Below are 13,076 nucleotides of genomic sequence, written 5' to 3' on the forward strand. Positions count from 1 at the left end.
ACGGCCGGACCCGGTCGGGTGTTCCGGGCCGGGATGTGGTCCCGCTCACCCGCCGCACCCGTGGTGGGCGCGACGTTTGACCGATTCCGGCACGGGTAGCTGATCACCGTGACCGACGAACCAGCCAACCGGGCGATGCTCGACGACCTGCTGGACGACATCTACCACGGGCAGGAGCGGGTGACTCAGGCCGAGATCCACCGCCGGGCGGTGGCCGCCGAGCTACCCGCCGAGCTGCTGACCCGGATCTCCGCGCTGCCGCAGGGCGAGTACGCGATGGACGAGGTGGCCGACCTGCTCGGCGGCTCGGCGGTCTGAGCCGGCGCACCCCCGACGGGTCCGCCCGGACCCGGACCGCCCGACGACGGAGAGGACGAACGACATGACCGACCGGGACGAGCACGAGCAGGTTCCCGCTCTCGGCCAGCCGCCGGAGGGCCAGGGCCTGACCGACGAGCCGGACTTCGCCGAGGAACACGACCGCACCGCCGTCGACCGGGACATCGTCACCGGTGAGGACGAGGAGGAACGGGAGCCGGAGTCGCCGCGCGGCTGGTCCGGCATGCAGCGCTGACCGGGGACGTACCGGCCGGAAGGGGAGGGAGCCACGGCTCCCTCCCCTTCTCGCGTTCCCCGGCGCTCAGTCCCGGTGCCGGTCCCCCTCGGCGGCCTGCTGCGCGACGGCGTACCCCATCTGGAGGAAGTCGGAGGCGGCGACCGCGGTCAGCGCGGTGGCGACCAGCCGGGTCAGCCGGGGCGCGAGGACCAGACCCCCGGTCAGCCCGGTGGCGACCCAGACCGCCAGGCAAAACGGGCAGCTCAGCAGCTCCCCGATGGCGTGCCGGGTGGCGCTGCCGGAGTCCCGTACCTCCTCCATCACCTCACCGCTGCCGATCGGCTTCTCGTACCGGGTGAACGGGGCCCGCAGCGGGCTGGTCACCGCGTCCTTCGAGAGCAGCCGGCTCAGTTTGTGGGTGGCGACGGCGAGCAGCACCACGTCGGCCGGCGCGGGCCGCTCCGGCACCGGCCGGCCGGTCGCCTTGACCAGCGCGGCGATCGAGGCGGTGACGGCGGCGTAGGTGCCCATCGCCGCCAGGTAACCGTCCAGCGGTCGGTGCTCGTGCGGCGCGTACGCCCGGCGCAGCCGCGCCACCCTCTCCTTCAGGCCACTCCGGGTCACAAGTTTCTCCTTGCGTCGATGGGGTCGGGCGGGTGGACGGCCGCCGACCGTCCCGGGCGGGCCCGGCCGCTCGCCGGATCAGCCGGGAGCCGGTCCGGTCGCGGGCCGGAGCAGCCGCTCGCCGGTTCAGTCGGGGCCGGGTCAGCCGGCGGTCAGGTTGTCGGCCACCTCGCGGGCGAGGTTGGCCAGGGTCCGGTCGGCGAGCGCCTCGTCGGCGCGCCGCTCGGCGGAGTCGCCGGCCAGGTCCAGCCGGACCCGGGCACCCCCGGCGTCGGCCGGCTCCACCTCGATCTCGGCCGACCAGCCGGGGTTCGCGGCGCTGCTCCACCGGGCCCGCAGCCCCTCCGGCATGACCTCCGGGCGCTGGTCGCCGTCGGTACGCAGCGGTTCCGGCAGCCAGGCCGCCGCCCGGTCCGGATCGGTGGCGGTACTGAACACCACCTCCGGTGGCGCCGACATGCCCCGCTCGACGTGCGCCATCAGGCGTCCCGCAGCCGACTCGGGTCGACCTCCCGGCCCGGATGGCGGGCCAGGTACTCCGTCTCCAGTTCGGCGGTCCGCCGCAGGTGGTTGGCGAGCGCGGAGTCCGCCGCGTGCCGCAGGGTGTCCAGCCGGGTGCGGTGCAGGCTGTGCATCTCGCGGATCAGATCCTCGTCCCCCAGCTCGGCGGGGTCGATGCCGAGCAGCTCGCTGTCGGTGTCGGCGTCGACGGCGGCCATGTCGTGCAGATGGTCACCGTCCCACTCGGGCAGCCGCTGCTCCGGGCTGTCCACCGCCGCGCCGCGCGGCGGGAACCCGTCAGGTCGTAGCGATCCGGTCATCGTCGCCTCCCTGGTCTCGGATGGGCCGGCAGCTAGACGGATGCCCACACGGGCGGACACCAAACCAACGGTCGTCCGGCTTGGTCTGCTCCCCGGTCACCGGGACACCCGGCTACGACGCCGTGTCGGAGACGCCGGGCGGCCCCGGTACCCTCGATGCCATGAAGCGGCTCTGGACACCGGCGTGGATCGCCCGCCACGTGGCCATGGTCGTGCTGGTCGTCGGGTTCTGCGCGCTGGGCTGGTGGCAGATCAGCCGGGCCACCGCCGGCGGCAACTCGTCGAGCTGGGCCTACGCCGTGGAGTGGCCGATCTTCGCGGCCTTCGTGGTCTTCGTGTGGTGGCGGGAGATCCGGCACACCCTGCGGGAGGACGCCGGCCCGCCCGGCGAGCCCGACGGCCCAGCGGACGGCCCCGGCGCGGGGTCGACCGGCGCAGCCCCGGGCGGCCCGGCCGCCGACGCCCCGGCCCGGCCCGGCGCCCCCGGGAACCCGGGGCCGGTCCCGTCCGGCAGCACGCCGGGCGCGCCGGAGCCGGCCCCGACCGGCCCGCCGGTGGTACGCCGACCGGTGCGGGTGGTCCGGGCGACCGTACCGGCGGCCGACGGTGAGGACGCCGACCTGGCCGCGTACAACCACTACCTGTCATGGTTGAACGCCAATCCGGGCGCCCGGCCCGGTGACTACCCCGGCTGAGCCGGAGCGGAAGGACGGAACGAACCGTGCGCGCAGCCCTTACCCGGTACCGCGTGATCGCCTGGATCGTGGGCGTGGTGCTGATCCTGTTGGTGGTGATCGGCATGCCGCTGAAGTACGGCTTCGACGAGCCGGTCGTGGTCGAGACGATCGGTCCGGCGCACGGCTTCCTGTACATGGTCTACCTGGTCGCCGCCTTCGACCTGGCCCGGCGGGCCGAGTGGTCGCTGAAGCGGATGGCGCTGGTGATGCTCGCCGGTACGGTGCCGTTCGTCTCCTTCTACGCGGAGCGTCGGGTGAGCCGCTGGGTGACGGCCGACCCGGCCCGCACCCCGGAACCGGTCGCCGGCTGACGTCCCACCGGTCCCGTCCGTCCCGGGCTTCCCGGCGGTCGACTCCCGTCCCGGGTTAGGTTGGTACGCCGGTGGAGGTCCCGCTCCACCGCTGCCGCCGGACGTCCCCGGTGGTGCCCCCCGGGAGAGGAGCCGGCCACTCGTGTCGTCGTTACGGATCCTGCTGCGGTCCCTGGTCGTCGGCGGTCTGGTCGCCGCCCTGCTCGCGCCCGGCGCGGTGGCCCGCGCGGAGCCGACACCGGCGGAGCTGACCCGGCAGATCGAGGCGTCCTCGACAAAGCTGGAACGGGTGGTCGAGTCCTGGAACAAGCTCAACGAGGACATCAAGGCCAACCGGGCGGCGGTGGCGAAGCTGGAGGCCCGGATCGGGCCGCTGGAGAAGCAGGTCGAGCAGGGCCGCGCCGACGTCGGCCGGTACGCGGTGACCGCGTACAAGACCGGTGGTCTGGGCACCGCCGACGTGCTGCTGCGCACCGACGACCGGGCCGAGCTGCTGGCCCGGCTCGGCACCCTCGACCAGCTCGCCCGGCACCGGGAACAGCAGATCACCGGACTGAGCACGACCCAGCGGCAGCTGCTGGACACCAAGGCCCGGCTGGAGGCCACCCTGGCCCGGCAGGCCGCCCAGGCCCGCGAGCTGGCCGCCGGCCGGAAGAAGATCGAGAAGGACCTGAGCCGCCTGTACGAGCTGCGCCGCCAGGCGTACGGGTCGGCCACCGAGAAACCGAAGCCGAAGCCGGCCGCCGCGCCGAAGACGCCCGCCGCCTCCGGGAAGGCCGGCGTCGCGGTGCGGTACGCGTACGGTGCGCTGGGCAAGCCGTACCGGTGGGGCGAGGACGGCCCCGACGGGTACGACTGTTCCGGGCTGACCTCGGCCGCGTGGCGGGCCGCCGGGAAGTCGTTGCCGCACAACACCGCGATGCAGTGGAACGTGGTGGCCCGGATCGGCCGCGCCGACCTGCGCCCCGGCGACCTGGTCTTCTACCGCAGTCTCGGGCACGTGGCGCTGTACGTCGGCGACGGCAAGGTGATCCACGCGCCGACCTTCGGCCGCAACGTGGAGATCCGCGACGTCGACCTGCTGCCCCCGTACGGGTACGGCCGGGTCCGCTGAGCGTGCCGCCGACGGACCGGCAGCGGGGCGGCCCGCTGATGACCCCGGACACGACGAACGGCCGGCGTCCCATCTCGGGACGCCGGCCGGACGTGGTCGTTCCTACCGGATCAGGCCGCCTGGAGCCCTTCCGCGCGGGCCAGCTCACGCAGCCGGCCGAGCGCCTGGATCTCCAGCTGCCGGATCCGCTCCCGGGAGAGCGAGAAGCGCGACGCGACCTCGGTCAGCGAGTGCTCCCGCCCGTCCTCCAGGCCGTACCGGGCCCGCATGATGCCGGCGGACCGGTCGTCCAGGTGGTTGAGCAGGCCCTCGATCCGCTGCCGCTCCAGGCCGGTGAGGACGATCTCCTCCGGCGAGGGGGCGTCGCTGTCGGCCACCAGGTCACCGAGGTTGGTGTCGCCGTCGTCGCCCACCGGGGTGTCCAACGAGACGGTGTCCTGCGACCAGCGGACCAGCTCGTTGACCCGCTCGACGGTGACGCCGAGGGCCGCCGCGATCTGCTCCGGCTCCGGGTCGCTGCCCAGCTCACGGGTGAGCTGACGGGCCACGTTGCGCATCCGGTTGACGTCCTCGACCAGGTGCACCGGCAGTCGTACGGTGCGCTCCTGCTGGGCGATCGCCCGGCTGATCGCCTGCCGGATCCACCAGGTCGCGTAGGTGGAGAACTTGTAGCCCCGCTCGTAGTCGAACTTCTCGACCGCCCGGACCAGACCGGTGTTGCCCTCCTGGATCAGGTCCAGCATGGGCATTCCGGAGCGGACGTAGCGGCGGGCGATCGAGACGACCAGCCGCAGGTTCGCCCGGATGAACAGGTCCTTGGCCCGCTCCCCCTCGGCGACCAGCCGCTCCAGCTCGTCCCGGCCGACGCCGACCGGGATCCGGTCCTCGACGAGCAGGTGCTCGGCGTAGAGGCCGGCCTCGATCGCCTTGGAGAGTTCGACCTCCTTGGCGGCGTCCAGCAGCGGCGTCCGGGAGATCTCGTGAAGGTAGACGCCGACCAGGTCGCGCTCCTCGGCAACCTCGTCGGTTCGCATGCCGATGTTCTTGTCCACGTTGCCCACGGTCCCCTCGCTCGCGCCGGTCACCCGGTTCCTTGCCATCCCCACGTCCATCAGCCCTCCCCCGTAATCTCCGCTGTGCCCACCGGTGCTGACACCTACACAACAGATGGGACGCGCCGGGGATTCCATGTCATGAGTCGAAACTGTCACGAGTGCCTGAGTGTCAGCTGAAAGCACGATCGACGTTTGCTGTCAGCACCCCGTCCGGCGGCCTGCCGGTGGGCAGCGGAGAATGGCGACGGGACTGCTCGTCCGCTGGTGGGCAGCGAATCATCGCGTACCCCCCACGCACAGCGACCCACGTCACCGGTCGGCTGCGATCCTGGTCACTGGGAGATACGCGTCGCAGGGGTGGTCGGTTCATCCATGTGCTCAGGATTACCCCGCGCCCCGGTGAAGTATCCGCCCCCGCACCGCCACACCGTGGATGTGGTCGCCGGGTGGGCGGTGACGGCGGCCCGCACGGGCGCGGGCGGTGGGCGGTGGGGCGGTCAGGAGGCGAGCAGCGCGAGCGCGTCGCGTACCTGGTCGTCGGAGCGGGCTAGGGCGTCCCGGGCCTCGGTGACGGCCGCCCCGGAGACCAGTGACACCAGGGCGGTCTTCAGGTCGCCGTCGGCCTCGTGCAGGGCCCGCCGGGAGAGTTCCTCACTGCATCCGGTGGCCTCGACCAGAATGGTGATCATCCGACCGCGTAGTTTGGCGTTGGTCGCCACCACGTCGATCATGAGGTTCGAGTAGACCCGCCCGAGCCGGACCATGACCGCCGTGGAGAACGCGTTCAGCACCAGCTTCTGCGCGGTGCCCGCCTTCATCCGGGTCGACCCGGTGATCACCTCCGGGCCGGTGTCCACCCCGATGAACACGTCCACCTCCCGGGCGGCCTCGGCCTCCGGGTTGGCGCAGAGCAGCACCGTCGCGGCCTGCCGGGCCCGGGACGCGGCCAGCGCCCCGAGAACGTACGGGGTGCGCCCGCTGGCGGCCAGCCCGACCACCACGTCACCGGCGCCCACGCAGTCGGTCGCCTCGGCGGCACCGGCCCGGTGGTCGTCCTCGGCGTCCTCCACCGCCTGCCACATCGCGTCCCGGCCACCGGCGACGTGCGCGCAGAACCAGTGCCGGGGCGAGTTGAAGGTGGGGATCAGCTCGACCGCGTCGAGCACCCCGAGCCGGCCGGAGGTGCCCGCGCCGAAGTAGTGCACCCGCCGGCCGGCCCGCAGCGCGGTCACCGCGAGGTCCACCGCGGCGGCGGTCTGGTCGAGCACCCCGGCGACGGCCGCCGGCACCCGGCGGTCCGCGTCGTTGATGACGGTGAGCATGTCCCGGGTCGACAGCAGATCGAGGTCGGCGCTGAGCGGGTTGCGTAGCTCGGTGGGCGCGCCGACGCGGACCACCGGCCGGACCTCGGAGGGCACCTGGTCGGTCGTCATCCCCGCCTCCGGCTGGCACCGACCCGGTGCGACTTGACCGCCTCGGCGGTGACCTCGAGGGCCTTGCGGGCCCGGGCCCGGTTGCGGGCGGCCACCCCGACGAAGAGGCAGTCGACCACGGTGAGCTGGGCGAGCCGGCTGGCCATCGCCCCGGACCGGTACGTCGTCTCGCGGGCCGCCGTGGTCAGCACGAAGTCGGCGCCCTCGGCGATCGGCGAGCGGGGGTAGTTGGTGAGGGCGACGGTGAGCGCGCCCCGGGCGCGGGCCTGCTCCAGCACCTCGATCACGTCGGAGGTGGTGCCGGTGTGTGAGATGCCGACCGCCACGTCGCCCTTGCCGAGCAGGGCGGCCGAGGTGAGCGCGGTGTGCACGTCGGGGAAGTAGAAGGCGGTGCGACCGATCCGGTGCAGCTTCTGCTGGAAGTCGGAGGCGACGAAGCCGCTCGCCCCGGCACCGTAGATGTCGATGCGGCCGGCGTGCGAGATGGCCTCCACCACCTGCTCGCAGACCGCCGGGTCGAGCTGTTCGGCCGTCTCCTCCACCGCGCGGGCGTCGTTGAAGGCGATGGTGGCGATGATCTGCGCGAGGTCCGCCCCGGGCGGGATGTCGCCACCGACCACCCGGGCGTCCGGCGGCTCGATCCGGCGCGCCGCCTCGGCGGCGAGCCGGATCCGCAGCTGCGGGTAGCCGTCCATGCCGACGGAGCGGCAGAACCGGATCACGGTCGCCTCCGAGGTCTCGGCGGCGGTGGCGAGGTCGGTGATGGTCCGGCGGGCGGCGTCGGCCGGGTTGGCGACGACCAGTCGGGCGACGCGTTGCTCGGCCGGGGAGAGCGACGGGAGCAGGCCGCTGATGTGGACGATCAGGCCGCCGGTCTCGTGACTCTGGCTCACCGAACCGCCCGGCTCGTTTCTCGCCGAGCCGACAGGCTCGCTCCTCGCGGAAATCTTCGGACTCTTCGCCACGGATGAAACTTACTTTCATCAGGCGTAGGCGTCAACCACGATCCGGCTTATCGGGAAAAGTACCCTCGAGCGGGTTACCCCCGAGCGGCGAGCGGATTACCCCGCTAGCTGGCAGCGTGCCATTCCCGAAGGATCCTCGCCTCCTCCGCCGGGTCGAGACCGCCCTGCTTGACGGCCCCGGGAGACTCCGTCATCCAGGCCAGGGTCGCCCGCGCACTCTCCGCCACCGGCCGGGTGACCAGCCCCGATCCGAGCGCCGGACGGGCGTCCCGGTCCAGCAGCCCACCGAACCCGCTGTCGCCGGTCCAGAGCGGCAGGGAACCCACCCCCGACCACGGTCGGACCTCCCGGGCCAGGAGGAACTCGTCCGGCACCCAGGTCAGGGCCGGACCGGGCGCACCGACCCCGACCGCGACGTCACGCAGCACCGCCTCCAGCGGCTGCGCCGCGCCGATGCCGTCGTAGGTGCCGGTCAGACCGGTCGCGGCGGCGTGCAGCAGCCAGGCCGCCAGGTCCGCCACGTCGACCACCTGCACCGGCACGTCCGGCCGACCGGGCGCCAGCACCTCGCCGCCGGCGGCCAGCCGGCGCACCCAGTACGGGAAGCGGTCGCTGGGGTCCTCGGGGCCGATGATCAGCCCGGCCCGGCAGACGAAGAGTCGTTCGAACGCCTGCGCGTACTCCCGTTCGATGCTGACCTTCAGCTCGCCGTACAGCTCGAAGTTCGGCCCGGGTGCCACCACCTCGGCCGGGGCCGGGGGCAGCAGCGGGGTGTCGGCCACCGTGCCGCCGGGCGGGACCGCCAGCGGGTACACCGAGATGCTGGAGACGAAGCCGACGTGGCCGACCCGGTCGGCCAGGGATGCCACCGCGTGCCGGGCGTGGTCGAGCCGACGGGTCACGTCGATCATCGCGTCGAACCGCTCCCCGTCGAGCGGGGCGAGCCCGGCCGGGTGGTCGCGGTCCACGGCGACGAAGCGGACGCCCGGCACCGGCCGGCCGGAGACGGCCCGGGCGGCGCAGGTGACGTCGTGTCCCTGGGCGTGGGCGAGCCGGGCCACCGCCCGGCCGAGGAACTGGGTACCACCGAGAATGAGCAGTCGCATGGCGACGATGCTCGACCGGGCGGGAGCGGCTGACCAGTCTGGTTAGCCCTGGGCAGAAGCGTTACGCCGTGAGCGCAACCGTGTCCACGACGCTGGCGCTAGCGTGTGCCGCATGGCGGAGCGGAGCGTACTGGTGACCGGCGGCACGGGTGGGTTGGGCGGCGCGGTGACCGCGGCGTTCGTCGCGGCGGGCTGGCGGGTGGTGGTGGCCGACCGGCATCCCACCGGCCCCGGCGACGGGCCGACGGTGGTCACGGTGGACCTCACCGATCCGGCCGGGGCGGACCGGGCGGTGGCGGTGGCGGCGGGCGACCCGGGTGCGCCGTTGCGGGCGGTGGTCAACCTGGTCGGCGGGTACGCCAGCGGTGGGCTGGTGCACGAGACGCCGGTCGAGGACTTCGACCGGATGCTCACCCTGAACCTCCGTCCCACGTACCTGGTCACCCGGGCGGCGCTGCCCGCGCTGACGGCGGCCGGGGGCGGCGCGGTGGTCTGCGTGTCGGCGCGGGCCGCGCTCGCGCCCTTCCCCGGGGTGGCCGGATACGTCACCGCCAAGGCCGCCGTGCTGGCCTTCGCCAACGCGGTCGCGGTGGAGTACCGGCACGCCGGGGTGCGCTGCAACACCGTGCTGCCGAGCGTGATCGACACCCCGGCCAACCGGGCCGCCCAGCCGGACGCCGACCACGGTCGCTGGGTCGACCCGGCCGAGATCGCGTCCGTGGTGCGGTTCCTGGCCGGTGACGAGTCCGCACCGACCAGCGGGGCGGCCGTCCCGGTCTACGGCCGGGCCTGACCCGGCCCATCGGCGCCCGGGAACGGCCGGCCCACGGACGACCGGGAACGGCCGACGGGACGACGGGACGACGGGACGGTGACACGGCGGACCGGCCCGATGGCCGGCGCGTCCTGGAGACGACCGGCGGGCAGCGGGACGGCCGGGGCGGGCTGCCGGGTGGTCAGGAGTGCGCGGGGGCGGCCGGGCGGGTCGGGGTGGGTCGGCGGGGGGTGAGCAGCCGGGTCCGGGGCACGCTCGGCCCGGTCGGCACGCTCGGCCCGGTCGCCGGCAGCCAGGCGGTCAGGTGCGCGCGGATCTCACGGGCCACCTCGTCGGGCGTCCGGTTCGCGTCGATCAGCACGAAGGTGGAAAACTCCGGCAGCGACCGGTACGCCGCGTCGGCGGCCACCAGGTAGCCGATCGGCTCGTGGTCGGTGCCGCGCCGCTCGATCCGCTGGTACGCCTCGGTCGGGTCCACCGCCAGCAGGAAGGTGATCTGCGGCGGCGGGAAGAGCCGGTACGCGAACCGGGCCGACCGTTCGCCGCGTCCGCCGCCGTGCGCCCGGATGCTGGCGTACTGGCAGACGGCGTACCGGTCCATCACCGCCGTCCGGCCGGTGAGCAGCGCGCCGAGCAGGGCCCGCGCGATGGCGAGCCAGCGCAGCACCGACTCGACGGCCAGCATGCCCCGGCGGCCGAGCAGCCCCTGGGCGTCCCGCCGGCCGAGCCGCTGGGCGAGCCGGCCGAGCCAGGCCCGTCCGCCGGCGTTGCGGTGGTAGGTGGCCGGCAGCCCGGCCAGGGTGAGGGCGTCGGCGAGCCGGTGCGCCTGGGTCGTCTTGCCCGAGCCGTCGATGCCGATCAGAGCGACGGCGCGCAGCCGGGCCGTGCCGCGCCGCGCCCGCAGTGATCTGGCCACCCTGCCGAGGATATCCGACGAGCGCTTCACATGTAGGTAGCCTACGGTCAAAGACCACCATGAGATGCTTCATCCGTACATTTCGCTCGGAGCCCGCGTCGGTGACAGGTGTGGCCGATCGGAATGCCGGGTACGCAACTTCATTGCGACCGCCCGTCCGCCCACCGACCCAGGGGAGACTTCGATGGCCCAAAACGGGGACGCCAGCCTGTTGCACACCCTCAAGCGGGTCGCCGCCGTGCTCAAGCAGTCCGACATCCCCTTCGCCCTCGGCGGCAGCTTCGCCGTCTACGCCCACGGCGGGCACTCCAGCGAGCACGACGTCGACTTCCTGATCCGGCACGAGGACGTGGACGCCGCCCTGGACGCGCTGGTGGCCGAGGGCTTCACCGCCGAGCGTCCCCCGGAGGACTGGCTGGTCAAGGTCTACGACGACGGGCGGATGGTCGACCTCATCCACCGGCCGATCGAGACCCCGGTGACCCAGGAGACCTTCGCCGACACCGTGGTCCGGCCGGTCGACGCGATCCACATGCCGGTGCTGTCGGCCACCCAACTGATGGTGCACAAGCTGCTCAGCTTCTCCCAGCACTACTGCGACTTCGCCCGGGGGCTGCCCCTGGCCCGCTCGCTGCGGGAGCAGATCGACTGGGAACGGGTACGGAAGGAGACCCAGCACTCCCCGTACGCCGAGGCGTTCCTGGTGCTGCTGGACCGACTCGACGTGGTGCCGGACTCCGGCACCCCGGAAGGAAGGGAGCAACCGTGACCGAGCACCTCAGGGCGGCCACCGGACCGCCGGACGAGTACGTCGAGGCCGAGATCCAGCGGCTGCTGACCGAGGACCCGGCCGTCGCCGAGCAGGGCATCACCGTGGTCCGCCGGGAGCACGGCCTGGTCCTGTACGGCGAGGTGGAGAGCCCGCACCGCCGGGACGAGATCCTGCGCCGGGTCACCGAGAACTTCCCGGACGTCGCGGTGACCAACGACATCGGGGTGACCCGGGCCCAGGCCCCGACGGGCTTCGAGGAACTGCCGTGAGGGGGGTTACGTCATGATCCGGATCGCCGCGGTCGGCGACGTGCACGTCGACCAGGACGTGGTGGGCCGGTTCCGACCGGCGCTGGAGGAGCTGCCCGACTGCGCCGACGTCCTGCTGCTCGCCGGGGACCTGACCCGGCACGGCACGGAGAGCGAGGCGCACTGCGTCGCCAAGGAGTTCGGTGGGCTGGGCGTGCCGGTGGTCACCGTGCTCGGCAACCACGACCACCAGTGCGACCAGGTGCCGCAGGTGGTCAAGGTGCTGGAGGACGCCGGCATCACCGTGCTGGAGGGCGACGGGACCGTGCTGGAGATCGATGGCCGACGACTCGGGGTGGCCGGGGTGAAGGGCTTCGGCGGCGGGTTCGCCGGCCGGTGCGCCAGCGACTTCGGTGAGCCGGAGATGAAGGCGTTCGTCCGTACCACCACCGACAGCGCCGACCGGTTGGGCGCGGCGCTGCGCGGCCTGGACTGCGACGTCCTGGTGGCGCTGACCCACTACTCCCCCGTACCGGACACGCTGGCCGGGGAACCACCGGAGATCTACCCGTTCCTCGGGGCGTACCAGCTGGGTCAGGCGATCGACTCGGCGCCCACCGCGTTGGCGCTGCACGGGCACGCCCACGCCGGCAGCGAACGGGGCACCACGCCCGGCGGGGTACGGGTCCGCAACGTCGCGCACCCCGTCATCAAGCAGGCCTACAGCGTCTTCCACGTCGGCAACCACGTCGACTGAGCCCAGGTTTCCCGAATCGACGCACCGGGTATTCAGCAGCCATGGAGCTGATTCTCTGGATTCTCGCAGTCGTACTTGTGGTCGCCGGCATCCTCGCGCTGTTCCGCCGGCAGATCCTGTGGGGCGTCGTGCTCATCGTGGTGGGCCTGCTGGTCGGCCCAGGCGGGGTGAGCATCTTCAGTTGACGCCCGTTCCACCCGTCCCCCGAGGACCCGCCGGGGTCGTCGGATCCGAATCTCCGTCCTCCCAGACAGGAGCCCCGGACCCGACGACCCCGGCGTTCGCCGTGTGCGGGTTTGCCGGACCACCGGCCCGGGGACTTCTCCGGGCATGACGACGACACACGACGTACGCCGCACGCACGGGGCGCGGACCTGGTGGGCCCTGCTCGGCTTCGGCGCGGCGGTGGTCGTCGCGGCCGGGATCGGCGTGCTCGGCGTGTCGGACACCTCCGGCGAGTACGCGAGTCTGCGCCAGCCGGCCTGGGCCCCGCCGTCGGCGCTGTTCGGCCCGGTCTGGTCGGTGCTGTACGCCATGATCGCCGTGGCCGGCTGGCTGGTCTGGCGGCGGGCCGGTTTCGGCCCGGCGCTGTGGGTCTGGACGGCGCAGCTGGTGCTGAACGCGATCTGGACCCCGATCTTCTTCGGCGCGGGCCGCTACGGGCTGGCCTTCGTCGACATCGTGGTGCTCTGGCTGCTGATCGCGGCCACCGTCGCGCTGTTCTGGCGGCTGTCCCGGCCGGCGGCGCTGCTGATGCTCCCCTACTGGGCGTGGGTGACCTTCGCCGCCGCCCTCAACCTCGCCATCTGGCGGATGAACTGACACCGGGAGATCCGGCGGGGGCCGGCCCGGTGGCGGGGGCACTCGCCACCGGGCCGGCCGTCGG

19 protein-coding genes are annotated in these 13,076 nt (G+C 73.3%); 11 read left to right on the plus strand and 8 right to left on the minus strand.

Translation table 11 applies throughout. From position 1 onward, the window contains the following. The first annotated feature begins 135 nt into the window (after positions 1-135). Together PVK37_RS00195 and PVK37_RS00200 are read left to right on the plus strand one after the other, a co-directional pair. On the plus strand, positions 136-318 hold the full coding sequence (locus tag PVK37_RS00195) for a hypothetical protein (RefSeq protein WP_275035303.1): 183 nt from the start codon (positions 136-138) through the stop codon (positions 316-318). 64 nt (positions 319-382) lie between these two features. Then, the gene (locus tag PVK37_RS00200) at positions 383-574 is read left to right on the plus strand and encodes a hypothetical protein (protein WP_275031630.1); all 192 of its coding nucleotides are present in this window, start codon (positions 383-385) and stop codon (positions 572-574) included. A gap of 66 nt (positions 575-640) precedes the next feature. Here the strand turns inward: PVK37_RS00200 and PVK37_RS00205 are convergent, their stop codons facing one another. From PVK37_RS00205 to PVK37_RS00215, 3 genes are all read right to left on the minus strand, one after another. After that, complete coding sequence (locus tag PVK37_RS00205) at positions 641-1,180, minus strand: DUF1360 domain-containing protein (protein ID WP_275031631.1); 540 nt, start codon at positions 1,178-1,180, stop codon at positions 641-643. A gap of 141 nt (positions 1,181-1,321) precedes the next feature. Then, the gene (locus PVK37_RS00210) at positions 1,322-1,660 is read right to left on the minus strand and encodes an SRPBCC family protein (RefSeq protein WP_275031632.1); all 339 of its coding nucleotides are present in this window, start codon (positions 1,658-1,660) and stop codon (positions 1,322-1,324) included. Further along, positions 1,660-2,001 (minus strand): DUF6158 family protein, encoded by a 342-nt coding sequence (locus PVK37_RS00215; RefSeq protein WP_275031634.1) that lies wholly within the window; start codon positions 1,999-2,001, stop codon positions 1,660-1,662. Before PVK37_RS00215 ends, PVK37_RS00210 begins: the two co-directional genes overlap by 1 nt. A gap of 161 nt (positions 2,002-2,162) precedes the next feature. On the opposite strand from PVK37_RS00215, the gene PVK37_RS00220 reads away from it, so the two are divergent. From PVK37_RS00220 to PVK37_RS00230, 3 genes are all read left to right on the plus strand, one after another. Next, positions 2,163-2,696 (plus strand): hypothetical protein, encoded by a 534-nt coding sequence (locus PVK37_RS00220; RefSeq protein ID WP_275031635.1) that lies wholly within the window; start codon positions 2,163-2,165, stop codon positions 2,694-2,696. Between the two features lie 26 nt (positions 2,697-2,722). Then, positions 2,723-3,049, plus strand: a complete 327-nt coding sequence (locus PVK37_RS00225; protein ID WP_275031636.1) for a DUF3817 domain-containing protein — start codon at positions 2,723-2,725, stop codon at positions 3,047-3,049. Between the two features lie 142 nt (positions 3,050-3,191). Further along, a complete protein-coding gene (locus PVK37_RS00230) occupies positions 3,192-4,163 on the plus strand; it encodes a C40 family peptidase (RefSeq protein WP_275031637.1) in 972 nt (323 codons plus the stop codon). A gap of 110 nt (positions 4,164-4,273) precedes the next feature. Here PVK37_RS00230 and PVK37_RS00235 read toward each other — a convergent pair whose 3' ends face one another. From PVK37_RS00235 to PVK37_RS00250, 4 genes are all read right to left on the minus strand, one after another. After that, a complete protein-coding gene (locus PVK37_RS00235) occupies positions 4,274-5,263 on the minus strand; it encodes a sigma-70 family RNA polymerase sigma factor (RefSeq protein WP_275031638.1) in 990 nt (329 codons plus the stop codon). Positions 5,264-5,715: 452 nt separating this feature from the next. After that, entirely contained in the window at positions 5,716-6,651 is a 936-nt protein-coding gene (murQ, locus tag PVK37_RS00240) for an N-acetylmuramic acid 6-phosphate etherase (RefSeq protein WP_275031639.1), read from the minus strand. Next, entirely contained in the window at positions 6,648-7,544 is an 897-nt protein-coding gene (locus tag PVK37_RS00245) for a MurR/RpiR family transcriptional regulator (RefSeq protein WP_275031640.1), read from the minus strand. Before PVK37_RS00245 ends, murQ begins: the two co-directional genes overlap by 4 nt. A 176-nt stretch (positions 7,545-7,720) precedes the next feature. Next, positions 7,721-8,722: an NAD-dependent epimerase/dehydratase family protein gene (locus PVK37_RS00250; protein ID WP_275031641.1), complete on the minus strand. Its 1,002-nt coding sequence runs from the start codon at positions 8,720-8,722 to the stop codon at positions 7,721-7,723. 112 nt (positions 8,723-8,834) lie between these two features. On the opposite strand from PVK37_RS00250, the gene PVK37_RS00255 reads away from it, so the two are divergent. After that, a complete protein-coding gene (locus PVK37_RS00255; RefSeq protein ID WP_275031642.1) occupies positions 8,835-9,515 on the plus strand; it encodes an SDR family NAD(P)-dependent oxidoreductase in 681 nt (226 codons plus the stop codon). 163 nt (positions 9,516-9,678) lie between these two features. Here the strand turns inward: PVK37_RS00255 and PVK37_RS00260 are convergent, their stop codons facing one another. Further along, a complete protein-coding gene (locus PVK37_RS00260) occupies positions 9,679-10,413 on the minus strand; it encodes a dTMP kinase (protein ID WP_275031643.1) in 735 nt (244 codons plus the stop codon). A 184-nt stretch (positions 10,414-10,597) separates the two neighbouring features. On the opposite strand from PVK37_RS00260, the gene PVK37_RS00265 reads away from it, so the two are divergent. The 5 genes from PVK37_RS00265 to PVK37_RS00285 all read left to right on the plus strand — a co-directional run bounded on the left by PVK37_RS00265 (position 10,598) and on the right by PVK37_RS00285 (position 13,012). Next, positions 10,598-11,182: a nucleotidyltransferase gene (locus PVK37_RS00265; protein ID WP_275031644.1), complete on the plus strand. Its 585-nt coding sequence runs from the start codon at positions 10,598-10,600 to the stop codon at positions 11,180-11,182. Beyond that, positions 11,179-11,454: a hypothetical protein gene (locus tag PVK37_RS00270; protein WP_275031645.1), complete on the plus strand. Its 276-nt coding sequence runs from the start codon at positions 11,179-11,181 to the stop codon at positions 11,452-11,454. Before PVK37_RS00265 ends, PVK37_RS00270 begins: the two co-directional genes overlap by 4 nt. A gap of 13 nt (positions 11,455-11,467) precedes the next feature. After that, positions 11,468-12,190 carry a metallophosphoesterase family protein gene (locus tag PVK37_RS00275; RefSeq protein ID WP_275031646.1) on the plus strand — a complete coding sequence of 241 codons (723 nt, stop codon included), beginning with the start codon at positions 11,468-11,470 and terminating at the stop codon, positions 12,188-12,190. 41 nt (positions 12,191-12,231) lie between these two features. Next, positions 12,232-12,375: a GPGG-motif small membrane protein gene (locus tag PVK37_RS00280; RefSeq protein ID WP_167179460.1), complete on the plus strand. Its 144-nt coding sequence runs from the start codon at positions 12,232-12,234 to the stop codon at positions 12,373-12,375. A 145-nt stretch (positions 12,376-12,520) separates the two neighbouring features. Continuing rightward, entirely contained in the window at positions 12,521-13,012 is a 492-nt protein-coding gene (locus PVK37_RS00285; RefSeq protein WP_275031647.1) for a TspO/MBR family protein, read from the plus strand. Positions 13,013-13,076: the final 64 nt, after the last annotated feature.

Origin of the sequence: Micromonospora cathayae (assembly GCF_028993575.1) — a bacterium.
Taxonomy (GTDB): Bacteria; Actinomycetota; Actinomycetes; order Mycobacteriales; family Micromonosporaceae; genus Micromonospora; species Micromonospora cathayae.

What these genes read in the sequence shown, in the direction of transcription:
- PVK37_RS00195 (WP_275035303.1), top strand. Translation starts at nt 136, where the DNA reads ATGCTCGACGACCTGCTGGACGACATCTACCACGGGCAGGAGCGGGTG.
- PVK37_RS00200 (WP_275031630.1), top strand. Translation starts at nt 383, where the DNA reads ATGACCGACCGGGACGAGCACGAGCAGGTTCCCGCTCTCGGCCAGCCG.
- PVK37_RS00210 (WP_275031632.1), bottom strand. Translation starts at nt 1,660, where the DNA reads ATGGCGCACGTCGAGCGGGGCATGTCGGCGCCACCGGAGGTGGTGTTC.
- PVK37_RS00215 (WP_275031634.1), bottom strand. Translation starts at nt 2,001, where the DNA reads ATGACCGGATCGCTACGACCTGACGGGTTCCCGCCGCGCGGCGCGGCG.
- PVK37_RS00220 (WP_275031635.1), top strand. Translation starts at nt 2,163, where the DNA reads ATGAAGCGGCTCTGGACACCGGCGTGGATCGCCCGCCACGTGGCCATG.
- PVK37_RS00235 (WP_275031638.1), bottom strand. Translation starts at nt 5,263, where the DNA reads ATGGCAAGGAACCGGGTGACCGGCGCGAGCGAGGGGACCGTGGGCAAC.
- murQ (WP_275031639.1), bottom strand. Translation starts at nt 6,651, where the DNA reads ATGACGACCGACCAGGTGCCCTCCGAGGTCCGGCCGGTGGTCCGCGTC.
- PVK37_RS00250 (WP_275031641.1), bottom strand. Translation starts at nt 8,722, where the DNA reads ATGCGACTGCTCATTCTCGGTGGTACCCAGTTCCTCGGCCGGGCGGTG.
- PVK37_RS00255 (WP_275031642.1), top strand. Translation starts at nt 8,835, where the DNA reads ATGGCGGAGCGGAGCGTACTGGTGACCGGCGGCACGGGTGGGTTGGGC.
- PVK37_RS00265 (WP_275031644.1), top strand. Translation starts at nt 10,598, where the DNA reads ATGGCCCAAAACGGGGACGCCAGCCTGTTGCACACCCTCAAGCGGGTC.
- PVK37_RS00275 (WP_275031646.1), top strand. Translation starts at nt 11,468, where the DNA reads ATGATCCGGATCGCCGCGGTCGGCGACGTGCACGTCGACCAGGACGTG.
- PVK37_RS00280 (WP_167179460.1), top strand. Translation starts at nt 12,232, where the DNA reads ATGGAGCTGATTCTCTGGATTCTCGCAGTCGTACTTGTGGTCGCCGGC.
- PVK37_RS00285 (WP_275031647.1), top strand. Translation starts at nt 12,521, where the DNA reads ATGACGACGACACACGACGTACGCCGCACGCACGGGGCGCGGACCTGG.